The 22766-nt window shown below is 60.0% G+C and carries 21 protein-coding genes; 5 read left to right on the plus strand and 16 right to left on the minus strand.

Annotation, left to right across the window (positions count from 1 at the left end):
• The first annotated feature begins 28 nt into the window (after positions 1–28).
• The gene (locus ACWXTG_RS13880; protein WP_407995097.1) at positions 29–2074 is read left to right on the plus strand and encodes a site-specific recombinase; all 2046 of its coding nucleotides are present in this window, start codon (positions 29–31) and stop codon (positions 2072–2074) included.
• A gap of 7 nt (positions 2075–2081) precedes the next feature.
• On the opposite strand, the gene ACWXTG_RS13885 is transcribed toward ACWXTG_RS13880, so the two are convergent.
• From ACWXTG_RS13885 to yjgA, 7 genes are all read right to left on the minus strand, one after another.
• Positions 2082–2450 carry a Na+/H+ antiporter subunit G gene (locus ACWXTG_RS13885; RefSeq protein ID WP_309564465.1) on the minus strand — a complete coding sequence of 123 codons (369 nt, stop codon included), beginning with the start codon at positions 2448–2450 and terminating at the stop codon, positions 2082–2084.
• Positions 2447–2716 carry a K+/H+ antiporter subunit F gene (locus ACWXTG_RS13890; protein ID WP_230347967.1) on the minus strand — a complete coding sequence of 90 codons (270 nt, stop codon included), beginning with the start codon at positions 2714–2716 and terminating at the stop codon, positions 2447–2449. Before ACWXTG_RS13890 ends, ACWXTG_RS13885 begins: the two co-directional genes overlap by 4 nt.
• Entirely contained in the window at positions 2713–3201 is a 489-nt protein-coding gene (locus ACWXTG_RS13895; RefSeq protein WP_309564466.1) for a Na+/H+ antiporter subunit E, read from the minus strand. The genes ACWXTG_RS13890 and ACWXTG_RS13895 overlap by 4 nt, the downstream gene beginning before the upstream one ends.
• Positions 3201–4733 carry a monovalent cation/H+ antiporter subunit D gene (locus ACWXTG_RS13900; protein ID WP_480220235.1) on the minus strand — a complete coding sequence of 511 codons (1533 nt, stop codon included), beginning with the start codon at positions 4731–4733 and terminating at the stop codon, positions 3201–3203. The genes ACWXTG_RS13895 and ACWXTG_RS13900 overlap by 1 nt, the downstream gene beginning before the upstream one ends.
• Complete coding sequence (locus ACWXTG_RS13905) at positions 4730–5059, minus strand: Na+/H+ antiporter subunit C (RefSeq protein WP_407995713.1); 330 nt, start codon at positions 5057–5059, stop codon at positions 4730–4732. Before ACWXTG_RS13905 ends, ACWXTG_RS13900 begins: the two co-directional genes overlap by 4 nt.
• Positions 5047–7944 carry a monovalent cation/H+ antiporter subunit A gene (locus tag ACWXTG_RS13910; RefSeq protein ID WP_480220236.1) on the minus strand — a complete coding sequence of 966 codons (2898 nt, stop codon included), beginning with the start codon at positions 7942–7944 and terminating at the stop codon, positions 5047–5049. The genes ACWXTG_RS13905 and ACWXTG_RS13910 overlap by 13 nt, the downstream gene beginning before the upstream one ends.
• Positions 7945–8079: 135 nt before the next feature.
• Positions 8080–8622 (minus strand): ribosome biogenesis factor YjgA, encoded by a 543-nt coding sequence (gene yjgA / locus ACWXTG_RS13915; RefSeq protein WP_457138030.1) that lies wholly within the window; start codon positions 8620–8622, stop codon positions 8080–8082.
• A gap of 38 nt (positions 8623–8660) precedes the next feature.
• Between yjgA and pmbA the strand changes: the two genes are divergently transcribed.
• Positions 8661–10019: a metalloprotease PmbA gene (gene pmbA, locus ACWXTG_RS13920; protein ID WP_480220237.1), complete on the plus strand. Its 1359-nt coding sequence runs from the start codon at positions 8661–8663 to the stop codon at positions 10017–10019.
• Positions 10020–10094: 75 nt separating this feature from the next.
• Here the strand turns inward: pmbA and ACWXTG_RS13925 are convergent, their stop codons facing one another.
• Positions 10095–10841, minus strand: coding sequence for an MlaA family lipoprotein (locus ACWXTG_RS13925; protein WP_309564472.1), 747 nt, complete (start codon positions 10839–10841; stop codon positions 10095–10097).
• A 211-nt stretch (positions 10842–11052) separates the two neighbouring features.
• Here ACWXTG_RS13925 and ACWXTG_RS13930 point away from each other — a divergent pair, with 211 nt between their 5' ends.
• A complete protein-coding gene (locus tag ACWXTG_RS13930; RefSeq protein WP_480220238.1) occupies positions 11053–12048 on the plus strand; it encodes a class 1 fructose-bisphosphatase in 996 nt (331 codons plus the stop codon).
• Positions 12049–12076: 28 nt separating this feature from the next.
• Here ACWXTG_RS13930 and ACWXTG_RS13935 read toward each other — a convergent pair whose 3' ends face one another.
• From ACWXTG_RS13935 to panD, 4 genes are all read right to left on the minus strand, one after another.
• Positions 12077–13510: a cryptochrome/photolyase family protein gene (locus ACWXTG_RS13935; RefSeq protein WP_480220239.1), complete on the minus strand. Its 1434-nt coding sequence runs from the start codon at positions 13508–13510 to the stop codon at positions 12077–12079.
• Positions 13511–13513: 3 nt separating this feature from the next.
• Positions 13514–13981 carry a 23S rRNA (pseudouridine(1915)-N(3))-methyltransferase RlmH gene (gene rlmH, locus ACWXTG_RS13940; protein ID WP_309564475.1) on the minus strand — a complete coding sequence of 156 codons (468 nt, stop codon included), beginning with the start codon at positions 13979–13981 and terminating at the stop codon, positions 13514–13516.
• A 278-nt stretch (positions 13982–14259) separates the two neighbouring features.
• Positions 14260–14619, minus strand: a complete 360-nt coding sequence (gene rsfS / locus ACWXTG_RS13945) for a ribosome silencing factor (protein ID WP_407995719.1) — start codon at positions 14617–14619, stop codon at positions 14260–14262.
• Positions 14619–14999: an aspartate 1-decarboxylase gene (gene panD / locus ACWXTG_RS13950; RefSeq protein WP_309564478.1), complete on the minus strand. Its 381-nt coding sequence runs from the start codon at positions 14997–14999 to the stop codon at positions 14619–14621. Before panD ends, rsfS begins: the two co-directional genes overlap by 1 nt.
• A gap of 93 nt (positions 15000–15092) precedes the next feature.
• On the opposite strand from panD, the gene ACWXTG_RS13955 reads away from it, so the two are divergent.
• Entirely contained in the window at positions 15093–16835 is a 1743-nt protein-coding gene (locus ACWXTG_RS13955; protein WP_480220240.1) for a DUF4153 domain-containing protein, read from the plus strand.
• A 192-nt stretch (positions 16836–17027) separates the two neighbouring features.
• On the opposite strand, the gene ACWXTG_RS13960 is transcribed toward ACWXTG_RS13955, so the two are convergent.
• The 3 genes from ACWXTG_RS13960 to ACWXTG_RS13970 form a co-directional block, all read right to left on the minus strand.
• A complete protein-coding gene (locus ACWXTG_RS13960; RefSeq protein WP_480220241.1) occupies positions 17028–19484 on the minus strand; it encodes a TonB-dependent siderophore receptor in 2457 nt (818 codons plus the stop codon).
• Positions 19485–19846: 362 nt separating this feature from the next.
• Positions 19847–20839 carry a FecR domain-containing protein gene (locus ACWXTG_RS13965; RefSeq protein WP_480220242.1) on the minus strand — a complete coding sequence of 331 codons (993 nt, stop codon included), beginning with the start codon at positions 20837–20839 and terminating at the stop codon, positions 19847–19849.
• Positions 20836–21357, minus strand: coding sequence for a sigma-70 family RNA polymerase sigma factor (locus ACWXTG_RS13970; RefSeq protein WP_480220243.1), 522 nt, complete (start codon positions 21355–21357; stop codon positions 20836–20838). The genes ACWXTG_RS13965 and ACWXTG_RS13970 overlap by 4 nt, the downstream gene beginning before the upstream one ends.
• A gap of 171 nt (positions 21358–21528) precedes the next feature.
• Here ACWXTG_RS13970 and ypfJ point away from each other — a divergent pair, with 171 nt between their 5' ends.
• Positions 21529–22374 carry a KPN_02809 family neutral zinc metallopeptidase gene (ypfJ, locus tag ACWXTG_RS13975; protein ID WP_480220244.1) on the plus strand — a complete coding sequence of 282 codons (846 nt, stop codon included), beginning with the start codon at positions 21529–21531 and terminating at the stop codon, positions 22372–22374.
• Positions 22375–22419: 45 nt separating this feature from the next.
• Here the strand turns inward: ypfJ and ACWXTG_RS13980 are convergent, their stop codons facing one another.
• Positions 22420–22566, minus strand: coding sequence for a hypothetical protein (locus tag ACWXTG_RS13980; protein ID WP_480220245.1), 147 nt, complete (start codon positions 22564–22566; stop codon positions 22420–22422).
• Between the last annotated feature and the right edge of the window lie 200 nt (positions 22567–22766).

The following is a 22766-nucleotide window of genomic DNA, read 5'->3' on the forward strand; positions in this document are numbered from 1 at the left end:
AGACCATAAAAACATTACCGATAGAAATATGCTGATGGAACATATCCTGCGCGATTACGCACGACACAATACCAATGCCGCCCGCTTGCTTGCCGACCTGGTGGCGGAAATCCGACCGCGGCAGAACAGCGATACCGGCCATGCGGCCCACGCAGTGCAGGCGCTTTGCCATGTATTGAACAGCGACCCTGGGAAGGCCCAGGTGCTGAGGGATGCCATCGTGAGCCTGCTGGTGGGACGGAAGCCCATATCGCTGTACGTGGATTCCGGCATCCAGCCTAACAGCGGTTTCTTTACCGAATTGTCGCGGCGCATCGGGCACAAGATACTCCCGGACGCCATCAACCCGGCCTATCTCAAGGACTTGTTCGGGCAGATATTCCCGAAGGGCGGAGACGAGACGTGGGTGGCTGCGGTGCCGGATGACGTCTGGCTGCAGCTCGTGCATGCTTTGCGCTTCCACGAGGTGCCCGCGGACAAGGTGGCGGAATGCCAGAAGAGCCTGCTGGATGCGGCGCAGGTATTGTCCTACCGCCTGGCGGCTTCTGGGCTGGAGCCGGAGCTGATCCGCAACCATCCCGAGATCGAATACCACGATTCGCCCTTCATCACGCAAAGCGTCGAGTTGCAGGCCTTGCTCGCCATGCCCCTGGAGCAGCAGCACGATGTCGGGCATATCCTCGTGATGCTGGACCAGTGTCGGGAGGTGATCGCCAAGATCCGGCGCAACAGCTCGCAAACCGGGACCAGCGTGCACCTCACCTTCCTGCTGCAGCGCATGAGCCAGCAGGTTCGGCGCCTCGAGAGCCTGCTGGGCATCATCAAGCTGGTGCGCAGCGATGCGGATGCCGGGACGGCGATGGTGCAATTGTTCAAGACGCTGGTTTCCGCGGAGCGGCACAAGAACGACGTGCGGCAGCATTTCCGCGAGAACGTCGAGCTGATGGCCTTGCGCGTCACGGAGAATGCCAGCCGCACCGGCGAGCATTACATCACTGAAACGCGCAGCGAGTATTTCGGCTTGATGCGGTCCGCCATGGGCGCAGGCGTGATCATTGCGCTCATGACCATGCTCAAGATCATCGCGGCCAAGCACCATTACGCGCCGCTGACCGAGGCGATCCTGTTCAGCCTCAATTACGGCCTGGGTTTCGCGCTGATCCATATCCTGCATTTCACGGTGGCGACCAAGCAGCCGGCGATGACGGCGGCCGCGATTGCCGCGAGCATCGACGCGAGCGACCGCAAGAACAAGAACCTCGACAAGCTGGTCACCATCATCGCGCAAACCTTCCGCAGCCAGACCATCGCCATTCTCGGCAACGTCATGATGGCGGTGCCCGTCGCGATGCTGGTGGGCTGGCTGATCCTGAGCGTGACGGGGCAGCATTTCATCACGCCGGAAAAAGCCCATGCGTTATTGGATGCCAACGACCCGTTCCACAGCGGCGCGGTGTTCTATGCCGCGATTGCCGGGGTGTGCCTGTTCCTGTCAGGCCTGATTGCGGGCTACCACGATAACCTGGCGGTTTATAACAAGATTCCGCAGCGCCTGCGGGCGCTGGGCTGGCTGGAGTGGCTGCTGGGCCCGTCGCGCCTGGACCGCGTGGCGCGCTATGTCGAGAATAACCTTGGGGCGCTGGCCGGCAATTTCTATTTCGGCTGCCTGCTGGGCGGGATGTCCGGCCTGGGCGTGCTGCTTGGCCTGCCCATCGATATCCGCCACATTGCGTTTGCGTCGGCGTTTACCGGCTATTCCTTCGTCGCGCTGGATTTTCTGTTTTCCTGGCAGGTATTGGTGACGGCCATCCTGGGCATCTGGCTGATCGGCACCACCAACCTGGTGGTGAGTTTCAGTCTGGCGCTGTATGTGGCAATGAAGTCGCGCAAGGTGACGTTTGCCCAGTGGCGCTTGCTGCTGAAGACATTGGCCAAGCGCTTCATCCAGAACCCGGCCTTGTTCCTGTTGCCCCCCAAGCGCGACACCGGGGTGGAGGTGGAAGATCTTGAGCGTGCTGCGGACGAGCATGCTCATGTTCAAGCCCATGCTGGCGACAAGCCGCCAGCGCATTGAAGTCGGGCTAATCCAGCGTCTGGTAGGGCTTGTGCTGGCTGTTCTTGCGCGCAATGGCCTCGTCCGGCAAGGGCACCAGCGATTCCACCTTGAGGTGCAGCGCCGATTTTGCCAGCAAGTGCGCGCTGATCGGCGCAGTGATGAACAGGAACAGGGTGATCAGCACTTCGTGCAGGCTGACGCCGTCGCCCTGCACGCTGAAGAAAATGGACGAAGCGATCAACAGGCTGCCGACGCCCAGCGTCGTGCCCTTGGTCGGCCCATGCAGGCGCGTGTAGAAGTCGCGCAGGCGCGCGAGCCCGAGCGAGCCGATGAAGGTGAGCAATGCGCCGGTGACGATCAGCAGCGAAAGCAGGATTTCCAGCACGATGTTCATTCGATGATGTCCCCCCGCAGCAGGTATTTGCACATGGCGATGGTGCCGATGAAGCCCATGAGTGCAATGAGCAATGCCGCCTCGAAGTACACCATGCTCTTGATGTGGATGCCGAACACCACCAGCAGGGCAATGGTGTTGATATAGAGCGTGTCCAGCGCCAGGATGCGGTCGGGTGCGCTGGGCCCCTTGAGCAGGCGCCAGGCGTTCAGCGCCAGCGCGGCCGAGACCAGCACGAATGCGATGTGGATGGCGATTTCTATCATTCCTCGAAAATCTCCTTCAGTGGCAGTTCGTAACGTGTTTTGATGGTGTGGATGAAGGCGTCGATGTCATCGACGTCTATCGTGTGCACCAGGATGCTTTTGCGGTCGGGCGCAAGCAGTGCCGAGAGCGAGCCCGGAGTGAGGCAGGTGGTGTTCGCCAGGATGCTCATCGCGAAATCGGAATCGAGGTCGATCGGCACCACGATGAAAGCCGGCCGCAGTTTCTCGGGCTTGCCCAGGATGCGCATGGCGACGATGAAGTTGGCCTCGATGATGTCGTATAGCAGGATGCCGCTGAACTTCAATAGCGTGAGCGGCTTGTGCACCTTGAGCTTGTCGGGCCAGAACTGCAGGGCAAAGAACGGGATGGCCCAGCCCAGCAACAGGCCCAGGGCAATCTGTCCCGGGTCTATGCTGTTGTTCAGCAGCAGCCAGATGACGCCCAGGATGACGGTCAGCAGCGGGTGGGGCAGGAAGCGTTGCATTACTGTTCTCCCTTTCCGAGGACGGCGTGGATGTAGGACGGCGTATCCAGCAGCTGGCTGGCCGTTTCCAGGCAGTAGCTGTTGATGGGGCCGGCCCAGAAGGTCATGAGCACGCATAGCGACAATAGCGACAGGATGGGGAGCAGCTCGCGCACGCGCAACGGCTCGGGCTCGCCCTGTTTGATGTAGGAATTGGTCGAGGTGTCGACCGCATGGGCTTCGAAGAAGAACAGGGTGCCGGTGCGCGCCATGGCGATCACGGTCAACAGGCCATTGGCCAGTATGATCGCCATGATATAGGGCAAGGCGGGATGTTCCAGCGCCGCGCGCAGCAGCATGAACTTGCCGATGAAGCCCGAGAGCGGCGGCAGGCCCGAGGCAATGATGGCCAGGATGAAGAAGGTGGCGCCGAGGAATTTTTGCCTGGTGATCACCAGCCCGGCTTCCAGCCGATCTTCCATCTGGTCGCGGCGCTGCACGATCAGATCGGCAAGCAGGAACAGCGCGGCGGCGGCAAACGTGGTATGCGGCAGGTAGTACAGCCCGGCCGCGATCCCGGCTTGGGATTCGAGACTGAAGCCCGTCAGCAGGGTGCCTGCGGAAATCACGACCAGATAGGCGACTTGCTGGCGCAGGCGCTTGCTGCCAAGCAGGCCGAAACTGCCGATGACGATGGTGGCGAGCGCCATGCCCAGCAGCCAGCCGTCCAGCAGGTTGGCAAGCGGGCCGGCTTCATTGCCGAATACCAATGTGTAGACGCGAAGGATGCTGTAGGCGCCCACCTTGGTCATGATGGCGAACAGGGCGGCAGCGGGAGCGCTGGTCTGCGAGTAGGCCGAAGGCAGCCAGAGATAGAGCGGCAACAATGCTGCCTTGAGGGCGAACACCACAAACAGGAGCAGGGCTGCGGCCTTGACCAGGCCGACATTGTCGGTGCTGACATGGGTGACCTTGACCGCCATGTCGGCCATATTGAGCGTGCCGAGAATGCCGTAGAGGACGCCGACGGCAAACAGGAACAGCGAGGAGCCGACCACATTGATGACGACGAAGTGCAGGCCGGAGCGGATGCGCTTGCGACCGCCGCCGTGCAGCAACAGGCTGTATGAGGCCAGCAGCAGCACTTCGAAGAACACGAACAGGTTGAACAGGTCGGCCGTGAGGAACGCGCCGTTGAGCCCGAACAATTGCAACTGGAACAGGATATGGAACTGGCGGCCCTGCCTGTCGGTGCCGCGCATGCCGTACACCAGCGCGAACAGCGAGAGCAGGGAGGTGGTAAGCACCAGCAGTGCGGCGAGCCTGTCGGCCATGAGGACGATGCCGAACGGGGCTGGCCAGTTGCTCAACGAATAGACCAGGATGCTGCCATCGCTGACCGTGCATAGCAGTTTGGCTGCGACAGCAATCAACGCGATGCTGCTGATGCCGGAAATGACGCGCTTGACGTAGATGCGCTGCTCGCGCAGCAATAGCAGGAAAATGCCGGTAAACAGCGGCAGCAGCAAGGGAACGATGGCAAGGTGGCTCAACGGACTTCCTTTCCATCAACGTGGTCGTTTCCCATTTCGGTACGCGCCTTGAGCGCCAGCACGATGATGTAGGCGGTCATCGCGAAGCTGATGACGATGGCGGTCAGCACCAGCGCTTGCGGCAAGGGGTCAGCGTAATTGCTGGCCTGCTCGCTGATGATGGGCGGCTTGCCGATGACCAGCCGTCCCATCATGAACAGGAACAGGTTGACGGCATAGGACAGCAGGGTCAGGCCGAGCACGACGGGAAAAGTGTGGCTGCGCAGGCAGAGATAGACGCCCCCTGCGGTGAGTATGCCGATCAGGATGGAGATCAAGGCTTCCATGGCATGTCTTCCTGTTTTTTCGTTGTAGTCTTTTCAGCCTTGTCGATGGCTGCGGCTCGCGCCGGTTTGGGCTCTTTGCCGCCCGTGTTCTTGCCGATGCGGGGCAAGTAGCTGACCTGGTGGATCATGCCCAGGTTGATCAGGATCAGCAGCGAAGTGCCGACCACCACCAGGAACACACCGATGTCGAACGCCATGGCCGAGGCCAGCTCGAACTCGCCGAGCAGCGGCAGGTGCACATGCTCGAAGGTCGAGGTGAGGAACGGATAGCCGAAATACCAGCTGGCGACGCCTGTGCTTGCCGCGGTCAGTAGGCCGTAGCCGATGAGCGGATGGGTGTTGGCCGGCAGCTTGCTGCGCGTCCACTCTACCCCGTTGGCAAGGTATTGCACGATCAGCGCCGCCGAGGTGATGAGGCCCGCAATGAAGCCGCCGCCGGGCAGGTTGTGCCCGCGCAGCAGGATGAATACCGCCACCAGCATGGCAAGCGGCAGCAGGATGCGGCTGAAGGTGGCGAGGATCAAGGGGTGGGTATCGGGATTCCACGGGCGGCCTTCGGCATCCTGCTTGGGGCTGAGCAGCTTGAGCTGGTCGAGCATGGCGTAAATGCCCAGGCCGGCCAATGCCAGCACCGTGATCTCGCCCATGGTGTCGAAGCCGCGGAAGTCTACGAGCAATACGTTGACGACATTGGCACCCCCGCCGCCGCTGACGCTGTTCGCAATGAAGTAGTCGGCGATGGTTTCATATTCGCGGGTCAGCACCGCATAGCTCAGCGCGGCTATCCCTAAGCCGGAAAAAACCGCGATCACGATATCGCGGGCCTGGCGCAGGCGGTCCTGCTCATCCGGCGTTGCCTGCGGCAGGAAGAACAAGGCCAACAACAGCAGCACGGCGGTGATGAACTCCACGGCGAGCTGGGTCAGCGCCAGATCGGGCGCGGAGAACTTCACGAAGGTCAGCGCCACGCCCAGGCCCACTGCGCTTACCAGGATCAGCGCGGTGAAGCGCTGCTGGTGCATGATGACAGTGGCGAGGGCCGCCACCATCATGATGATGGCGACCATGGCGCTCATGGGGTCTACCGGCAGCATGGCGCGGTTGCCCGTCAGCGGGCCGCCGCCGCTGAGGAAACCGTATCCGCCCAGCACGATCGCCGTGACGAACAATATCCACAACATGCGTTTTTGCGAAAGGTTGTCGGCATTCATGGTGATGGCGCTCGACCAGGCGAACAACCGGCGCATGACGCCGTTGTAGATGATCTTGGCGTCTATCCTGCCGTTGACGAGGCTTTGCAGTGAGAAGAATGCCTCGCGCTGGCGGTATACCAGGATGCCTCCCGCCAGTGCGACCGCACTCATCCACAAGGCGGGCGTCAAGCCGTGCCAAATCGCGAGATGGAAGGCAGGCGGTGCGCTCTGCAGGGCGCTGCCTGCCACCAGTGTGACCAGGGGTTGCGCAATTGCCGGGAACAAGCCGACCACGACGCAGGCTGCCACTAGGATGGCGACCGGAATCTGCATGCCGCTTGACGGGTCGTGAGGCGCCTTGGGCAGGTCGGCAGGCTCGCCGCCAAAGAATACGTTATGGGCGATGCGGATGGAATAGGCGGCGGAGAACACCGCGCCAGCCGTCACGATCGCGGGCAGCAGCCAGGGAGGGGCGAAGGTATCGCCATACACGACGACTTGCTCGAGGAACATTTCCTTGGAAACGAAGCCATTGAGGCCGGGAATGCCTGCCATGGCGGCTGCGGCGATGACCATCAGCGTCGCAGTGTAAGGCATGTAGCGCCTGAGGCCGCGCAGCTGGCGCATGTCGCGGGTGCCGGTTTCGTGGTCGACGATCCCGGCCAGCATGAACAACGAAGCCTTGAAGGTTGCGTGGTTGATGATGTGGAATACGCCGGCGACCACAGCCAGCGGCGTGCCGATGCCGAACAGCGCGACGATCAGGCCGAGATGGCTGATGGTGGAGTAGGCCAGCAGCGCCTTCATGTCGTGCTTGAACAGGGCGATGTAGCTGCCTGTGAGGAAGGTGACAATGCCGATGCCGGAGACGATCCAGGTCCACTCCGGCGTGCCGGCGAGCGCAGGAAACAGGCGCGCCAGCAGGAATATCCCGGCCTTGACCATGGTGGCGGAATGCAGGTAGGCGGACACCGGGGTGGGCGCTGCCATGGCATTGGGCAGCCAGAAGTGGAACGGGAACTGCGCCGACTTGGTGAATACGCCAAGCAGGATCAACAGCAGCATGGATGAGTAATGCTCGTGGCTGCGGATCGCGTCGCCTGCCAGCAGGATGTCGCTGAGGTCGTAGCTGCCGGCCATATTGCCCAGCAGCAGGAATCCGCCGAGCATGGCGAGCCCGCCGCCGCCCGTGATAGTGAGCGCCATGCGCGCGCCGCGGCTGGCTTCCTCGCGTTGCTGCCAATAACTGATCAGCAGGAACGAGGACAGGCTGGTGAGCTCCCAGAACATCAGCAGCTGGATGATGTTCTCCGAGAGCACGACGCCAAGCATCGAGCCCATGAACAGCAGCAGGTAGGCATAGAAGCGCCCCATGCTGTCGCGCGGGGAGAGGTAGTAGCGGGCATAGATCACCACGATCAGGCCGACCAGCAGGATCATCAGGCTGAACAACAGCGACAAGCCGTCCAGCCGGAATGCAAGGTCGATGCCCAGCTCCGGTAGCCAGGGACCGATGCGCTGGACCACGGTCTCGCCTTGCCAGACCTGTGCCGCCAGCGGCCATAGCAGGAATAGCGAGAACGTTGCCGAAAGGATGGCGACCCAGGCGGACGAATAGCGTCCCAGCCTGGTGCTGAGTTTAGTGAGGATCGCCCCGAAAAAAGGTACCAGTGTTAAATAAGCTAAGCCCATGTGGTCTTAAGAATGCGTCGTTAAAGTTTGCGGTAACCTTGCCAGTCTTGGTGCGGCATCTGTCCGCGCTCGGCTAGTACCGGCATGGCCGGAAACTGCCGGAGGGCTTACCTGCCTGCTATGGCACTGATTGCATCAATCAGTGTCGAGTTCAGCGTCGGTCGTCAAATTTTCCGTAATGCTGCGCAATATCTTGAACAGCTCGCGGCTGCTCTTGGGTGGCTTGCCTGCCGATTGCTCGCGCCGCGCATTGCGGATCAGGTTGCGTACCTGTTGTGCTTCCGTGTTGGGGTATTCGTTGATGAACTCCGCGAGCGCGGACTCATCTTCAAGCAAGCGGCTGCGCCATTGCTCCAGCCGGTGGAAGCGCGCGTTTTCTTCATTGTGCGAGCCTTCCCAGCGCTGCAGCTGCTCAACGATGGGCGCGGTGTCGATGTCGCGCATCAGGCGGCCGATATACTGCATTTGGCGGCGCAGCGCGCCGTTCGAGGTAATGCGCTTGGCTTCGTTGACGGCGTCCAGCAGGGCTTCCGGCAGGTCCAGCTTGGCCAGCTTCTCCTTCGGCAGCTCGACTAGGGTCACGCCTATGGCTTGCAGGGCATCCGCCTCTGCCTTGCGCTTGGTCTTGCTGACAGGCTCAATGCTGTGTTCGGTGTTTTCTGTCTTGTTAGGTTTCATGCTGATGTATGATAACAGTTTTTTGCAAAGAGACTTCTGTGAACGACCAGACAGAGCGTGGTTCGCGCTTTTCATACACGCTGGATGAGCTGAGGGGCTTGAGCGATGAAGTCCTGCGCTTGGCAAAGGCGGCGGGTGCAAGCTCGGCCGAGGCTGAAGTCAGCCTGGGAATAGGCCAGAACGTCTCGGTGCGCATGGGCGAGACCGAGACCATCGAGTACAACCGTGACAAGGGCATGTCGGTGACGGTGTATTTCGGCCAGCAGAAGGGCCATGCCAGCACTTCCGACCTCAGCGCCGATGCGCTCAGGGATACTGTCGCCGCAGCATGCAATATTGCCCGCTACACGGCCCAGGATGAATTCTGCGGCCTGGCCGACCCCGCCCTGCTGGCGCGGGAGATTCCTGACCTGGATTTGCACTATCCGTGGGACATCAGCGTGGACCAGGCATTGGCCTTGGCGGTGGAATGCGAGCAGGCGGCCCGTGCCGCGGACGCTCGCATCAGCAATTCGGAAGGCGCCTCGGTCTCGACCTATGAAGGCCTGTTCTCTTATGCCAACAGCAATGGCTTCAATGCCGGCTATCCCAGCTCCCGCCACGGATTGAGCTGCTCGGTGATCGCCGAGGCGGACGATAGCATGCAGCGCGACTACTGGTATACCAGCGCACGCCATCCCGGCGACCTGGATTCGGCACATGCCGTCGGTTTGCGTGCAGGCGAGCGGGCGGCGCGCCGGCTCGGCGCGGGCAAGGTCAAGACCTGCCAGGTGCCGGTATTGTTCGAGGCGCCGCTGGCCTCGGGATTGATTTCGCACCTGGTTTCCGCCATCTCCGGCGGCAGCCTATACCGCAAGTCGTCGTTCCTGCTGGACAGCCTGGGTAAGCAGGTGATGTCCTCGCTCGTGAACATAGAAGAGCTGCCGCATATCCCGCGCGGCCTCGCCAGCTCGCCGTTCGACAATGAAGGCGTCGCCACCCGCGGCAGGACGTTGATCAACAGCGGCGTGCTGGAAGGCTATATGCTCGGCAGTTATTCCGCCCGCAAGCTCGGCATGCAGAGCACGGGCAATGCAGGCGGCAACCACAACCTGATTGTCCGGCACGGCGACCTTGACCTCGCCGGTTTGCTCAAAGCGATGGGCACGGGGCTGTTGGTTACGGAATTGCTGGGCCACGGCATCAACATGGTGACCGGCGACTATTCCCGCGGCGCGGCGGGTTTCTGGGTGGAGAACGGCGTCATCGCCTATCCGGTCGAGGAAATCACGATCGCGGGCAACCTGGCCGAGATGTTCATGAATGTCGTGGCGGTGGGCAATGATGTGCTGGTGCAGGGGTCGAAGCAGACCGGCTCCATCTTGATCGAGCGCATGACGGTGGCAAGTGGCGAATAGCCTTTGTCTTTGACTTGATTTTCACCAAATGAAAAAGCCACGCAATGCGTGGCTTTTTTGCTGGATGGCTATTATTTATTGTGCTGCTGGGGCTGGCAGCGTTTCTTCTTCGTCGTCATCGTCGAAGTCATCGTACTCCGAGGATGCCTGGCCGGTGACGAATTGCTCACGGCGCTGCAAGTAAGCCTCGCGCATAAAGATGTAAGGGTCCAATGCAGCATCGTCAATCAGGTCGCTTGCGGGCAAATACTGCGAGCGCAGGTCAATGAAGCTCAGCAGGCGCAACTGGTTGCGCACGCGGACGTGATTGGTGTACTGGATCGGGTCGAAGTAGAGCGTGTCGACGGTCAGCCCAGCGGTATCGCGGAATGTGCTTGGGCCGATAAACGGCAATACCAGGTAGGCGCCGCTGCCTACGCCCCACTTGCCCAAGGTCTGGCCGAAATCGGCTTTATGCCTGGGCACGTCATCCATGGAGGCGACGTCGATCAGGCCGCCGATCCCGATGGTGGAGTTGATCACCAGGCGGCCGGCATTGTCCATGGCCTTGCCCAGTTCCAGTTGCAGGATATTGTTGATCAGCGAGGTGAAGGTGCCCAGGTTGGTGAAGAAGTTGTTGACGCCTGTGCGGACCGGGCTTGGCACTACTGCCTTGTATGCGCCCGCAATCGGCTTGATGACGGCCTTGTCGGCAGTATCATTGAACTTATAAATTCCCCGGTTCATGCTTTCCAGCGGGTCTTTATTGGCTTGGGTCGCACAGCCTGTCATGCTGAGCGCAAGTGCGACGCTAATCGCAATCCCTGAAATTTTAACGCGCATACATCTGTCCTAATTATTATTGAGTGTCTCTAATTTGACACAAACGGAACCCACTTTAACCGAGCGGTTTTTAGTTGTCTATCGAATTTAATACAACTCGAACCCGTGGAGGCACACTAGTTGTAAAAATGAAACAATTCGTTATCCAGGTGGCGCTTTGTGCCGCCGCTGGCTATATTGCTCTAGCATCACGGAAAGGACGTGGACGATCATGCTGAAACTTTCAGATTTTCTGGCCGGGCAGGGAAGGCAATATGCCCATGCGGATAGTCTCTTATCGCTTGTGCAAGAGGTTGCCGGCGCCTGCCAGGCGGTTGCGCGCGAAATCAGCCATGGCGCGTTGCGCGGCAACATGGGGAATGCCGGCCGCGAGAACGTGCAGGGTGAACAGCAAAAAACGCTGGACCTGATCAGCAACGATATTTTTGTCGAGATGGCGGCCCGGCTGCCGCAGGTGGCCGCCATCGCCTCCGAGGAAATGGAGCATGCACAGGCGTTTGCCGGGAAACAGGGCGAGTACCTGCTGGTGTTCGACCCCTTGGACGGTTCTTCCAACGTCAACCTCAACCTGTCCGTCGGCAGCATTTTTTCCGTATTGCCCGCGCCGCAGGGGCAAATAGACGAGTCTTCGTTCATACAGTCCGGGACCCGGCAGCTAGCGGCGGGTTATGCGCTGTACGGCACCTCCACCATGCTGGTGCTGACCTTGGGGCATGGCGTGCATGGTTTCACCCTGGATCCCGAGCAGGGCGAGTTCTACCTGACGCATCCCGACCTGACCATTGCCACGGGCACCCAGGAATTCGCGATCAATATGTCCAACCAGCGCTTCTGGCAGCCGCCGGTGCAGCGCTATGTCGATGAATGCATTGCCGGCAGCAGCGGCCCGCGCGGCAAGGATTTCAATATGCGCTGGGTTGCCACCATGGTGGCGGAAGTGCACCGCTTGCTGGTGCGGGGCGGCGTGTTCCTCTACCCCTTGGATAGCCGCAGCGTGGGGCGCGGCGGGCGCCTGAGGCTGTTGTACGAAGCCAGCCCCATGGGATGGCTGGTGGAGCAGGCAGGCGGCCTTGCCAGCACCGGGCACAGGCGTATCCTGGAGGTGGAGCCGGGCAGCCTGCATCAGCGCGTGGCGGTCATCCTCGGAGCGCGGGAAGAGGTAGAGCGCTTGCAGGAGTACCATTCCTTCACCGACCCGACGGCGTAGCCTGCCGGTATCGGAGCTTCATGACCGGCTACTCCTGAGTTTCCTCTTTGCTGCCAGCCCGTTTGTATAGCGCCAGCGCCTGCTCCCGGCGCATGGCGTGGTCTACCACGGGGGCGGGGTAGTTCTTGCCGATCACCAGTCCTAGCGCCTGCTGCCGCAATGGCGGGATCAGCCACGGCGCATGGATCTCCTTATTGTCGCATGGCTGAAGCTCGGGCACATATTTGCGGATGAACTTGCCCTCCGGGTCGAATTTTTCCGATTGCGTCACCGGGTTGAAGATGCGGAACCACGGCTGCGCGTCGCAGCCGGTCGATGCCGCCCATTGCCAACCGCCGTTGTTCGCGGCGAGATCGAAGTCGATCAGGTGTTCAGCGAAGTAGCGTTCGCCCCAGCGCCAGTCGATCAATAAATCTTTTACCAAAAAGCTGGCGGCTACCATGCGCAGCCGGTTGTGCATATAGCCGGTCTGGTTGATCTGGCGCATGGCGGCGTCGACCAGCGGATAGCCGGTGCGCCCTTCGCACCAGGCCTGGAACAGGCGTTCATCATTGGGAAACGGGATATGCTCGAATTCCGGCTTGAAGCTATGCCCTGCGGCTACCTGCGGGTGATGGTGCAGGACCTGGAAATAGAAGTCGCGCCACAGTAATTCGTTGAGCCAGGTTTCCGCGCCCGCGCCGCCTTGCTGCCGGGCTGTCCTCGCCAAATGACGGATGGAGACGGTGCCGAAACGCAGATGCACCGAAAGGTATGATGGGCCTTTCAGTGCGGGGAAGTCGCGCGCATCGCGGTAGCGCGGCATGCGCTCGCTGAAATCCTCGAACAAGGCCATGCCGCCCGACATGCCGGTAGGCAGCTTGAGTTGCTTGAGGTTGCTGCGCGCAAAGCCTAGCGACTCCAAGGGCGGCATCGGCTGAGGTGCGGATTGCGCCAGGTGGCGCATGTAGGGGTTCACCGGGTAGGTCTTGAGGTAGAAGTCGTCCAATTTCCTCAGGCAGGCGTTCTTGTAAGGCGTGAAGACGCTGAACGGGGTGCCCGACTTGGTCATGATTTCGTCGCGCTCGAAGATCACCTGGTCCTTGAAGCGCTTGAACGCGATGCCTTGCGCCTCCAGCCGCTGCCTGACGGTGTCGTCCCTTTTCACTGCTGCCGGTTCGTAATCTCGGTTGCAGTAGACGCACTCCGCGCCCAATGCGCTTGCGAGCGCGGGGATTTCGTCAATCGCCTTGCCGTGGCGTACCAGCAGGTCGCCGCCGCGTTCCTGCAGGGCAAGCTTGAGTTCATGTACGCTTTCCCAGATGAATTCCACCCGGCGGTCTTCTTTGGGCAGGCCATCGAGGATATCGGTGTCGAAGACGAAGGCGCACATGACCTGTTCGGAATCCTTCAGGGCATGGTAGAGCGCGGCATGGTCGTAGTCGCGCAGGTCGCGGCGGAACCACACCAGGGATTTGGTCATGGGTTATTCGCGGTGGTAAGGATGATTGTTGATGACACTCAATCCGCGATAGAGTTGCTCGCTCAGCATCACGCGCACCATGCCGTGCGGCATGGTGAGCCTGGACAGGCTCCATAGCCAGTCGGCTTTCTGTTTCAGGCTGTCATGCAAGCCGTCGGCCCCGCCGATCACCAGGCTCACATCGCGGCCGCTTTCCATCCACAGGCGCATCTTGTCGGCTAATTGCAGGGTGGTGACTTCCTGGCCGCGTTCGTCCAGCGCGACGAGGTAATCGCGGCCCGCGGCTTCGAGGATGCGTTTGGCCTCGGCTTCCTGCACGGTTTCGGAGTTCTTGCCCGAGGCGCGCTTATCGGGCTTGATTTCGACGATTTCCACGCTCATTTCGCGCGGCATGCGCTTGGTGTATTCGGTGCATGCGGATTGCACCCAGTCAGGCATTTTATGGCCGACAGAAATGATCCGCAGCTTCAAGGAGGATTAGGGCCTGTTAATACTAATCAAGGGGATCGCGTTGGAGCGAGAAAAGGCTGGTTGCAAGACGCCAAGCACAGCAAGGCTGAGTGCCTTGCGAGCATTGGTAACGCCGTGGACGGCCTTTTCTCGCTTCAACCCTACGGGAAGACATGAAACATTCGTCCACTCGGCGTTGCCCGTTTTGTGCGTATCGACATACGTACTGCAACGTGCGCCTTGATTGGACAAATGTTTCATGTCTTCGCGACTCCTTGATTAGTATTGACAGGCCCTGATTACTCTGCGGCTTTGATGTGGCCGCGGCGGTTTTCGGCCTCGCCCCAGAGTTGCTCGAGGTTGTAGTAGGCGCGGGTGGCGGGCACCATGACATGCACGACGATGTCGCCCAGGTCGACCAGCACCCATTCGCCTTCCTTCTCGCCCTCGGTGCCCTGGATGTTGGCGCCTTTTTCCTTGAGCTTCTCGCGGACGTTGTCGGCAATCGCCTTGGCCTGGCGCGTGGAGTTAGCGCTGGCGACGATCATGTAGCTTGTCAGGGAGGTGAGCTTGCTCACGTCCATCACGGTGATGTCAAAGGCTTTGATGTCTTCCAGCGCGTCGACGACGGCCAGCTTCATTTGTTCTAGATCTAGCATTAGGCGGCTTGTACGGGGATGTGCTGGCGTTGGTTCTTGATGCGGTTCTCGGCATCGACATACACCAGCTGGGGTTTGAATTGGGCCAGTTCTGCTTCAGTATAGCTGGCGTAGGTGGCAATGATCAGCAGGTCGCCGGGGCTGGCCTTGCGTGCGGCTGCGCCGTTCACCGAGATGATGCCGGAGTTGCGCTCGGCACGGATCGCGTAGGTGGTGAAGCGCTCGCCGTTGTTGACATTGTAGATGTCGATCTGCTGATATTCCCTGATGTCGGCTGCTTCGAGCAACGTTTCATCGATGGCGCAGGAGCCCTCATAGTCCAGCTCCGAGTGCGTCACGCGCACGCGGTGCAGCTTGGATTTGAGCATAGTTCTTTGCATGGCCAACCAATGTGAAAAAACAAGACCGGCTATTATAGTGTAAACAACACGCTGAATAAATGAAGATTTATTGCTGAGGGAGATATTAATGTCATGAATAGACAAGAGCGTAGCTGGATCATCGCCTGGGCGACCTTGCAGGGGATAGGCCTGTGGCTGCTGCACGAGTGGCTGATCAGGTTGGTCGACAAGGGCCAGCATTTGAGCGTGATCTGGCCCTTGTATGCATTCATCTTGACGCTGCCGTTGAGCCAGATGATGCTCTCCGCGCACCGCAACAAAACGGCATTGTGGTGGATGTCCGCGGGCTTCTCCCTGGTGATGTCCGCTGCCGCGGCCTACATGGGCTGCCAGGCATGGGTGGACGGCCTGCCGGTTGGCAGCGTCGAGCGGCGCGGCTTCTTGCTTGGCTTCATTACGCTGGGCAGTTGGTTTGTCCTGTTGCCGTTCGCCGAGCACAAGCTGGTCACTCATCGCTGGTTCAGCGATTATTCGCTGCTGTTTTCCGCCGCCTGGCGCAACCTGGTGAAGCTGGTACTGGCGGCCTTGTTCACCGGGCTGCTGTGGATATTGCTGTTCCTGCTGGCCGGGTTGTTCAAGGTCCTCAACATCGGTTTCCTCATGGACCTCTTCACCAGCCGCATATTCGCCTATCCCGTCACGGCGATCGCCTTTGGCATCGGTATCTCCCTCTATGCCGCGAAAGAGGAGGCGCTGGTGGGCATCTACCGCGCCAGCCTGAACATCCTGGGCTGGCTGCTGCCCGTGGTGAGCCTAATCCTGATCCTGTTCCTGCTGGCATTGCCGTTCCAGGGCCTGGCCCTGCTCTGGAAGACAGGCTACGCCACCAGCTTGATGCTGTGCCTGTTGGCATGGACCGTATTCCTGTTCAACGCCGCCTGGCAGGACGCCTCGGGCGAGCAGCGTTTCCCCCGCTGGCTGCTGCGCTTCATCAGCCTCGGCCTGCTGGCGATGCCGGTTTACATCGCCCTCTGCGCCTATTCGCTCGGCCTGCGCGTCGCGCAATATGGCTGGAGCGTGGACAGGATATGGGCGGTATTGGCCATCGTCACCATGGCGATCTACGCCTTGGGTTATGCGTTCGCGGTGCTCAGGCGCAGCGCCGTCTGGATGCTGGAAGCAAGGCAGGTCAATATTGCCGCGGCGCTGTTCACGGTGTCATTGCTGATACTGACCATGACGCCGGTGCTCGACCCGGCCAGGGTGGCGGTGAGCAGCCAGGTTGCCAGGCTGCTGGACGGCCGCACGCCGGTCAATGACTTTGACTTCGAGTATCTGCGGCTGCAAGGCGGGCGCTACGGCAACCAGCGCCTGCAGGATCTCGTCCGCAATACCGCGCATGAACATGCGGAATTGATCCGGCAGAAGGCCGCGGCTGCGCTGAAAGCGACGCATCGCACGTTTAAGCCCAAGGGCCCGGAACCGCTGACGCGCGAGCAATTGCGCGAGCGCTTGACGCCTTATCCGCACGATGCCGGGCTTGATCCGGCATTCCTGGATTTCCTGCTCGGGCGATACAATACCGGCGATATTTACCTCAATTGCCGTGCCGACAAGCCTTGCCCGGTATTGACGCTGGACCTGAACGGCGACGGCGGGCGGGAGCTGGTGCTGCTGGACGGCTACGGCAGCCGCATCTTTTCCCAGGAGCAGGGCGTATGGAAAGTGGCCGGGCGGCTGGCGGGCAAGGACATGGGCGCGCTGGGCGCCGCCAAGATGCAGCGCGAGCTGGATGCGCTGGATTTCTCCGCCAAGCCCAATGCCTGGCGCGAGCTGTGGATAGGGAACATGAAATACCAGGTGGAGGAGCAATAAACGAGTAGTGCGCTTGCCTAGGTTGTTGGGTAGTCTTGTGTTGTGTATACAGCAAGGCCTTGGCTTGGTGATAGGGTTCTGAATGGTGCAGGAATGACAGACCGATCATGCAAGATAAAGCCGACGTTCTGGTCGGCTTTTTCTTTGGCGATTCAGTCCCTATATATCAGTTTACGTAAGCCATCAAACTTGTCACCACTGGTATTTCAACGTGGTATAGATGTTGCGGCGGTCGCCATAGTAACAACCTGCGGCAGCGATGCAGGTGGCAACATATTTTTTGTCCGCTAGGTTGGCGGCGTTGACTTGCAGGCTGAAGCCTTTGAGCTTGGGGTTCGCTTTAGCTAGGTCATACCGCAGGGTTGCATCCAGCAGGGTGACATCGTTGGTTTTATAAAGATTTTCATTCTCTCCGAACGAGCCAGCCAAATAGCGCGCGCCCAGGCCGAACGACATACCATCCAATATGCCGGAAGTTGCCGTATGATACAGCCAGGCTGCTGACTGATGGCGAGGCACAAAGGCAAGCTCATTGCCTAGCTGGGTGGATGCGCTGGTTTTGGTGATCTGGCTATCTGTGTAGGCATATGATGCCAATGCTTCAACACCATGTCCCAGGCTTGCTTTTCCTTCCAACTCGACGCCCTTGATCTCCACTTCGCCTGTTTGCATGCGGGAGCCGTCGGGGGCTGTGGTGACGATGTTGCGCTGATTAATCTTGTAGGCCGACAAGTTCAATAGCGCATCCATGCCCGATGGCCGATACTTGACTCCCGCTTCGTATTGTTTGCCTTTTGTCGCGTCCAAAGGACTGCCGTTGCTATCTACCCCCGTGCTTGGCTGGAATGAACTTGCAAAGGAGACATAAGGAGTCAGTTGCCCGGCGAACGTGTAACTCAAGGCAATGTTGCCGCTCAGCGCGTTGTCGTCGTTAGTGACGCGGCTAGTGGCGCCTGAGCCATAAGCCAGGTTCTTGTTCGTCTTTCTTGCATCGTCATGACGTACACCCAGTTGTAACCCCCAGTTACTCCACTTGATCTGGTCTTGTAAATAGAACCCGAGTTGCCTTTGGCTGGAGTCGATTTTGGTTGCCCATGCTGGTGCAGTCAGCGATAGCGCGCCGTGGTCAAGGTAGGCGTTATAGTCCATCAGGTTGATGATGTTCAGGTTGGATTCGCGGTAAGTCGCTTCCTCGTACGTATAGTCGACCCCAAGCAGCATTCGGTGCTCCAGCCCTGCCGTGTTGAAACGGGTCTCAAGCTGATTGTCTATCGTCAGCATGTCGGATACTTCGGGGAACGCCCATGCGTAACGGATGAGGTTGGTCGGCAGGCAATTGTTCGCGCTCAAGCAGGTTCCTTGCACCCGTCTGGAGTCTGTATCAACACGTGTATAACGGACATTCTGGCGGAATGTCGATTGTGGGTTGATGATATAGCTGAACATGTAGCCAAGGAACGATTGCTCATTGACATAACGGTCGTAGTTCTTTTCGCCGATAAATGTACTCGTCGGCAGGCGGCCCCAATTGCCATATGGCTGTAACGTTCCTTGAATCGGCAAGGCTGTCGCTGCACCGCCGCGAGAGTCGATTTTCTGATAATGTGCCAACAATGTCAGGCTGACATTTTCATTAGGCTTGATGGTCAGGCTGGGGGCGATCAGGTATTTGTCATCCTCCACATGGCGGGTTTGGGTGTCCGCATCGCGGCCCAGCCCGATCAGGCGGTACAGTATGCGACCCTCTTCATCAATAGGACCGGAAATATCGAATGCGGCTTGCTGGCGATCATATCTGCCAGATTGCAGCTGGATTTCCCCGCGTTTGATGTCAGTGGGCAACTTGCTGCTCAACGCCAATATTCCGCCTGGTGAAGATTGACCATAAAGACTGGACGCCGGCCCTTTGAGCACTTCAACTCGTTGCAGCAGGTAAGGGTCAATTTTAGCCTGGGAATAACCGTTGGCGCCGAAAGGCAATCGCAAGCCGTCAAGATAGCGTGTGGGAGGGGTGAAGCCACGTACGGTCATCCAGTCATAGCGAGAGTCCGTGTTGCTGTACTGCAACACTACGCCAGGGGTGTAACGCAGCGCCTCAGTGATTGTCTGGACTCCCATGTGATCCATCTGTTCCCGGGTGATGACATTGATGGTGCGAGGCGTTTCCAGGAGTGAAGCGTTGCTTTTTGCGGCCGAGATGCTGCGGGCGGCGGCATAGCTATGCCGACCATCGTATTCCAGATTATCCGCGTCTTGATTCTGGGATGCAGATACATGCAACTCGGGCAATGTGTCGCCCTTGGCCGGAATTGCCGTGACGGAATATCGCTTTTCGCCTAGACGCTGCAGGTGCAGGCCCGAGCCTTTTAATAAAGCCTCTAGGCCAGCATCCACACTGTACCGCCCGTTCAGCCCGGCGCTGGCCTTGCCGTCAGCCAGCGCGGCGTCCGCCGAGAGCAGGATGCCGGCCTCTGCCGCAAAGCGGCTCAGCGCCTGGCTCAACGGGCCTGCCGGGATATGGTATTCATGTAGTGTCGCATTGGGCTCCGCCGCGAAGGCCGGCATGACTGGAACGCTGCCGATGGAAACAGCGAGGATGGCTGCGCGCAGGTGTTGCCTGAGCGGCTTGATCGAGATCTGATGATGCATTGAGGTTCCCTGATGAAGAAGTTGGAATTAAAGCGCTTCATCCCTAAACCGAAGCAAACGTGGAAAAGGGAACCTCGGGGATGAAATTTTTTCCTAAGAGCCTGTTCAAAGTCATTTCATAGGGCACGTTGCCCCGGCAGAGTAGGTGATGCAAGACGCAAACCGCAGACGGGCTTATTGCCCGGCGAGGATTTGCAACGCAGCAGCGGCTGCTCTGCCGGGACAACCCGAAGGGCATGGCCCCAATGCGCCCGCTCCGCGTTGCAGCCCTTCGCAAGGCAATGAGCATTACCTGCGGACTGCGCCTTGACTGGGCGCGTTTTGATGCCATGCGTACCCTATGAAATGAGATTGAATAGGCTCTAACGTGCGGACACCAGCGCCATCTCGCCCGGTGCGGTGCGCTCAAGCCTCACCGGCAGGGTCTCGGCGATCGCGTGGAGCACTTGCGGCACATCATTGAAAGGATAAGCGCCCATCAGCCGCAGGTGCGCCACTTCGGCTGCGACGCTGAGCTTGCCGGGGTAATAGTCGCCGAGTTCGGCAATGAAGTCGTCCAGCCTGCGGTTGTCGGCGATGAGGATGCCGCGCGTCCAGGCTTCGCGCGCAGGCGACGCCGGTTCGGGATGGGCGATGCGCCGTGCGTCGAAGCGCGTCTGCCAGCCAGCCTCAATGACGACGGGCTTGCCGTGTTGGCGGGTGATCGCCACTGCGCCCTGGTAGACGGCGAGCAAGGTATGGTCCGCCTGCTGCTGTACCGTGAAGCGTGTGCCCAGCGCGGTGAGGCGGCCGTACCGGCTGTCCACGACGAGCGGGCGGGCCGGTTCCTGGCTGTCCGGCGCGGATTGCACGAGGACTTCCCCCGCGAGCAGGGTGATGCGGCGCAGGCTGAAGCCGTATTCCACCTTGGCCTGGGTGCGGGTGTTGAGCCAGAGCTTGCCGCCGTCGGCAAGCGCCACCATGCCGGTCTTGCCTGCGATTGTGCGGTGGGTTTCTGCACGCGCGGTCAGGGTGGTGGCCCAATCCTGCCATGGGGCGTAGCGCTTGATCAGCATACCGCCGACAAACGCCATGCCGCCGATGCCGAGCAGCTTGAGCGCCTGCCGCCTTGTCCGCGGCTGATTCAGCGCGTTATGCGAAGCCTGCTTGTCCGCAATATTGGACAATTGCTCGAAAGGCGCATGGATCGCCTCGACTTCCTGCCAGGCCTGCCGGTGCAAGGGGCTCGCATCCAGCCAGGCCTGCCACGCGGTGCGGTCTTGCGCGTGCGGATGTTCGTCGCGCAACACGGCAAACCATTCCGCCGCCTGTTGCAAGGCGACTAGGTCGCCTTCGTTCTTGCCGGGTTTGCTCATGCCCGTGCTTCGTTGAGTTCGCGCCGCAGCAGCAGGCAATGCATCATGGCGGCTGCCATGTATTTTTTCACCATGCGTTCCGATACCTCGAGCTGAGTCGCAATTTCACGGTACGTCAGCCCGTCGATCTGGGCAAGCAGGAACGCCTGCCTGGCCTTGGGGTTGAGGCGGTTCAGCATGGCGTCGATTTCCAGCAGGGTCTCGACGATTATGTGTTGCAGTTCCTGCGAGCCTGATGTGTGGGGTTCATGGTGTTGCAGGGCTTGCAGGTAGTGTCGCTCCAGCTCCTGGCGGCGCCATTGGTCGACCAGCAGCCCCTTGGCGATACGCACCAGGTAGGCGCGCGGCGTGGCCAGTCCTTGCAGCGCTTCATGTTTCAATAGCAGGCGCACGAATGCATCCTGGGCGATATCCGCAGCATTGTGCGGGCAGCCGAGTTTCTTGTTCAGCCAGTTGGACAACCAGCCGTGATGGGCGGAGTACAAATCGGTGATGGGTGACTCTGGAGGAGCGGACATGAACGTCAGGCCGGAATATTGTGATAACGATTCTCATTTTAGTGGGATTCAGGGGCATTCCACAATGAGAATATGATTTGCTGCCGACAGGCCGGCCAAGTGCTACTCTATCGTTGTAAAAATGCTAGATTGCGGCAATGCCGGTCGCAGGCGTTTAACGGGAGATCGAACATGAAGTGGGATGGATTAAGGCGTTCAGACAATGTGGAAGACAGGCGCGGGCGCGGCGGCAGGGGAGGCCTCGGCCTGGGCGCCGTAGTCGTGGCGCTGGTGGCGGGCTGGATATTCGGCGTGAACCCGCTGACCATCCTCGGGCTGCTCGACGGCGCCAATGCGCCGGCAACGCAACAAGGCACGGCACCGCCCGCGGACGACAAGCAGGCCATGTTCGTTTCCGCGGTGCTGGCGAACACCGAGGACGTATGGGGCAAGCTGTTCAGCGAGGCGGGCCGCACCTACCAGGAACCCAGGCTGGTGCTGTTCGGCGGCAGCACTAACACTACGCAGACCGGTTGCGGCGTGGGGCAGAGCGCCATGGGGCCGTTCTATTGCTCCCTCGACCGCACCGTCTATATCGACCTCGGCTTCTATGAAACGCTGGAAAGGCAGCTCGGCGCGCCGGGCGAGTTCGCGTGGGCCTACGTGATCGCGCACGAGGTCGGGCACCACGTGCAGAACCTACTTGGCGTGCTGCCCAAGGTGGATCAACTGCGTTCCCGCGCGCGCGAGGCGGAAGCCAACCGGCTTTCCGTGCTGCAGGAACTGCAGGCCGATTGCCTGGCAGGGGTGTGGGCGCACCATGCCGATGCGCAGTACCGCATCGTTGAAGCCGGGGATATCGAATCCGCGTTGAATGCGGCCGCGCAGATCGGCGACGACAACCTGCAAAAGCGCGGGCAGGGCTACGTGGTGCCGGAAAGCTTCACCCATGGCAGCAGCGCCCAGCGCATGCAATGGTTCAATACCGGCTACAAGAGCGGCAAGGTGGAAGCCTGCGATACTTTCAGCAAGGGATGATGTAAAAAGCCGGCAGATGCCGGCTTTTTCTTTTTGACAAGTCGCTCAACGTCCAGGCGCGGGCCTGTCGCCGCCCTGTCCTCGCTCAGAGGTGCCCGGACCTCCGCCATGGCCGCCATGCGGGCCGAAGCCGCAGCAGCCGCCCAGCAGCAAGGCGGAAATGACGATCAATAGAAAGCTTTTGCGTAACATGCTCGTTCCTTTAATGCGATTGCGGTACGCTTGATTGTAGAGGCTTGGATACGTCTTGGTTGTTAATCCAGGTAAATCCTATGTCATGGAAAGAGGGCTTCCCCCTTATCTCGCCAAGCCATGAACCATTAACATTGATGGGATTGGATAGTCTTCCAGGTTGTTAATTGATGCTATCCAACAATACCGAACCCCGACAT

This window comes from Methylobacillus sp. DLP286 (assembly GCF_056636515.1).

Coding starts and splice junctions, on each gene's coding strand:
- ACWXTG_RS13910 (WP_480220236.1), bottom strand. CDS start 7,944: ATGGGCTTAGCTTATTTAACACTGGTACCTTTTTTCGGGGCGATCCTC.
- ACWXTG_RS13955 (WP_480220240.1), top strand. CDS start 15,093: ATGAATAGACAAGAGCGTAGCTGGATCATCGCCTGGGCGACCTTGCAG.
- ACWXTG_RS13895 (WP_309564466.1), bottom strand. CDS start 3,201: ATGCAACGCTTCCTGCCCCACCCGCTGCTGACCGTCATCCTGGGCGTC.
- rsfS (WP_407995719.1), bottom strand. CDS start 14,619: ATGCTAGATCTAGAACAAATGAAGCTGGCCGTCGTCGACGCGCTGGAA.
- ACWXTG_RS13970 (WP_480220243.1), bottom strand. CDS start 21,357: ATGTCCGCTCCTCCAGAGTCACCCATCACCGATTTGTACTCCGCCCAT.
- ACWXTG_RS13960 (WP_480220241.1), bottom strand. CDS start 19,484: ATGCATCATCAGATCTCGATCAAGCCGCTCAGGCAACACCTGCGCGCA.
- ACWXTG_RS13935 (WP_480220239.1), bottom strand. CDS start 13,510: ATGACCAAATCCCTGGTGTGGTTCCGCCGCGACCTGCGCGACTACGAC.
- ACWXTG_RS13930 (WP_480220238.1), top strand. CDS start 11,053: ATGCTGAAACTTTCAGATTTTCTGGCCGGGCAGGGAAGGCAATATGCC.
- yjgA (WP_457138030.1), bottom strand. CDS start 8,622: ATGAAACCTAACAAGACAGAAAACACCGAACACAGCATTGAGCCTGTC.
- ACWXTG_RS13925 (WP_309564472.1), bottom strand. CDS start 10,841: ATGCGCGTTAAAATTTCAGGGATTGCGATTAGCGTCGCACTTGCGCTC.
- ACWXTG_RS13890 (WP_230347967.1), bottom strand. CDS start 2,716: ATGATAGAAATCGCCATCCACATCGCATTCGTGCTGGTCTCGGCCGCG.
- ACWXTG_RS13965 (WP_480220242.1), bottom strand. CDS start 20,839: ATGAGCAAACCCGGCAAGAACGAAGGCGACCTAGTCGCCTTGCAACAG.
- ACWXTG_RS13980 (WP_480220245.1), bottom strand. CDS start 22,566: ATGTTACGCAAAAGCTTTCTATTGATCGTCATTTCCGCCTTGCTGCTG.
- panD (WP_309564478.1), bottom strand. CDS start 14,999: ATGCAAAGAACTATGCTCAAATCCAAGCTGCACCGCGTGCGCGTGACG.
- ACWXTG_RS13885 (WP_309564465.1), bottom strand. CDS start 2,450: ATGAACATCGTGCTGGAAATCCTGCTTTCGCTGCTGATCGTCACCGGC.
- ypfJ (WP_480220244.1), top strand. CDS start 21,529: ATGAAGTGGGATGGATTAAGGCGTTCAGACAATGTGGAAGACAGGCGC.
- ACWXTG_RS13905 (WP_407995713.1), bottom strand. CDS start 5,059: ATGGAAGCCTTGATCTCCATCCTGATCGGCATACTCACCGCAGGGGGC.
- ACWXTG_RS13880 (WP_407995097.1), top strand. CDS start 29: ATGCTGATGGAACATATCCTGCGCGATTACGCACGACACAATACCAAT.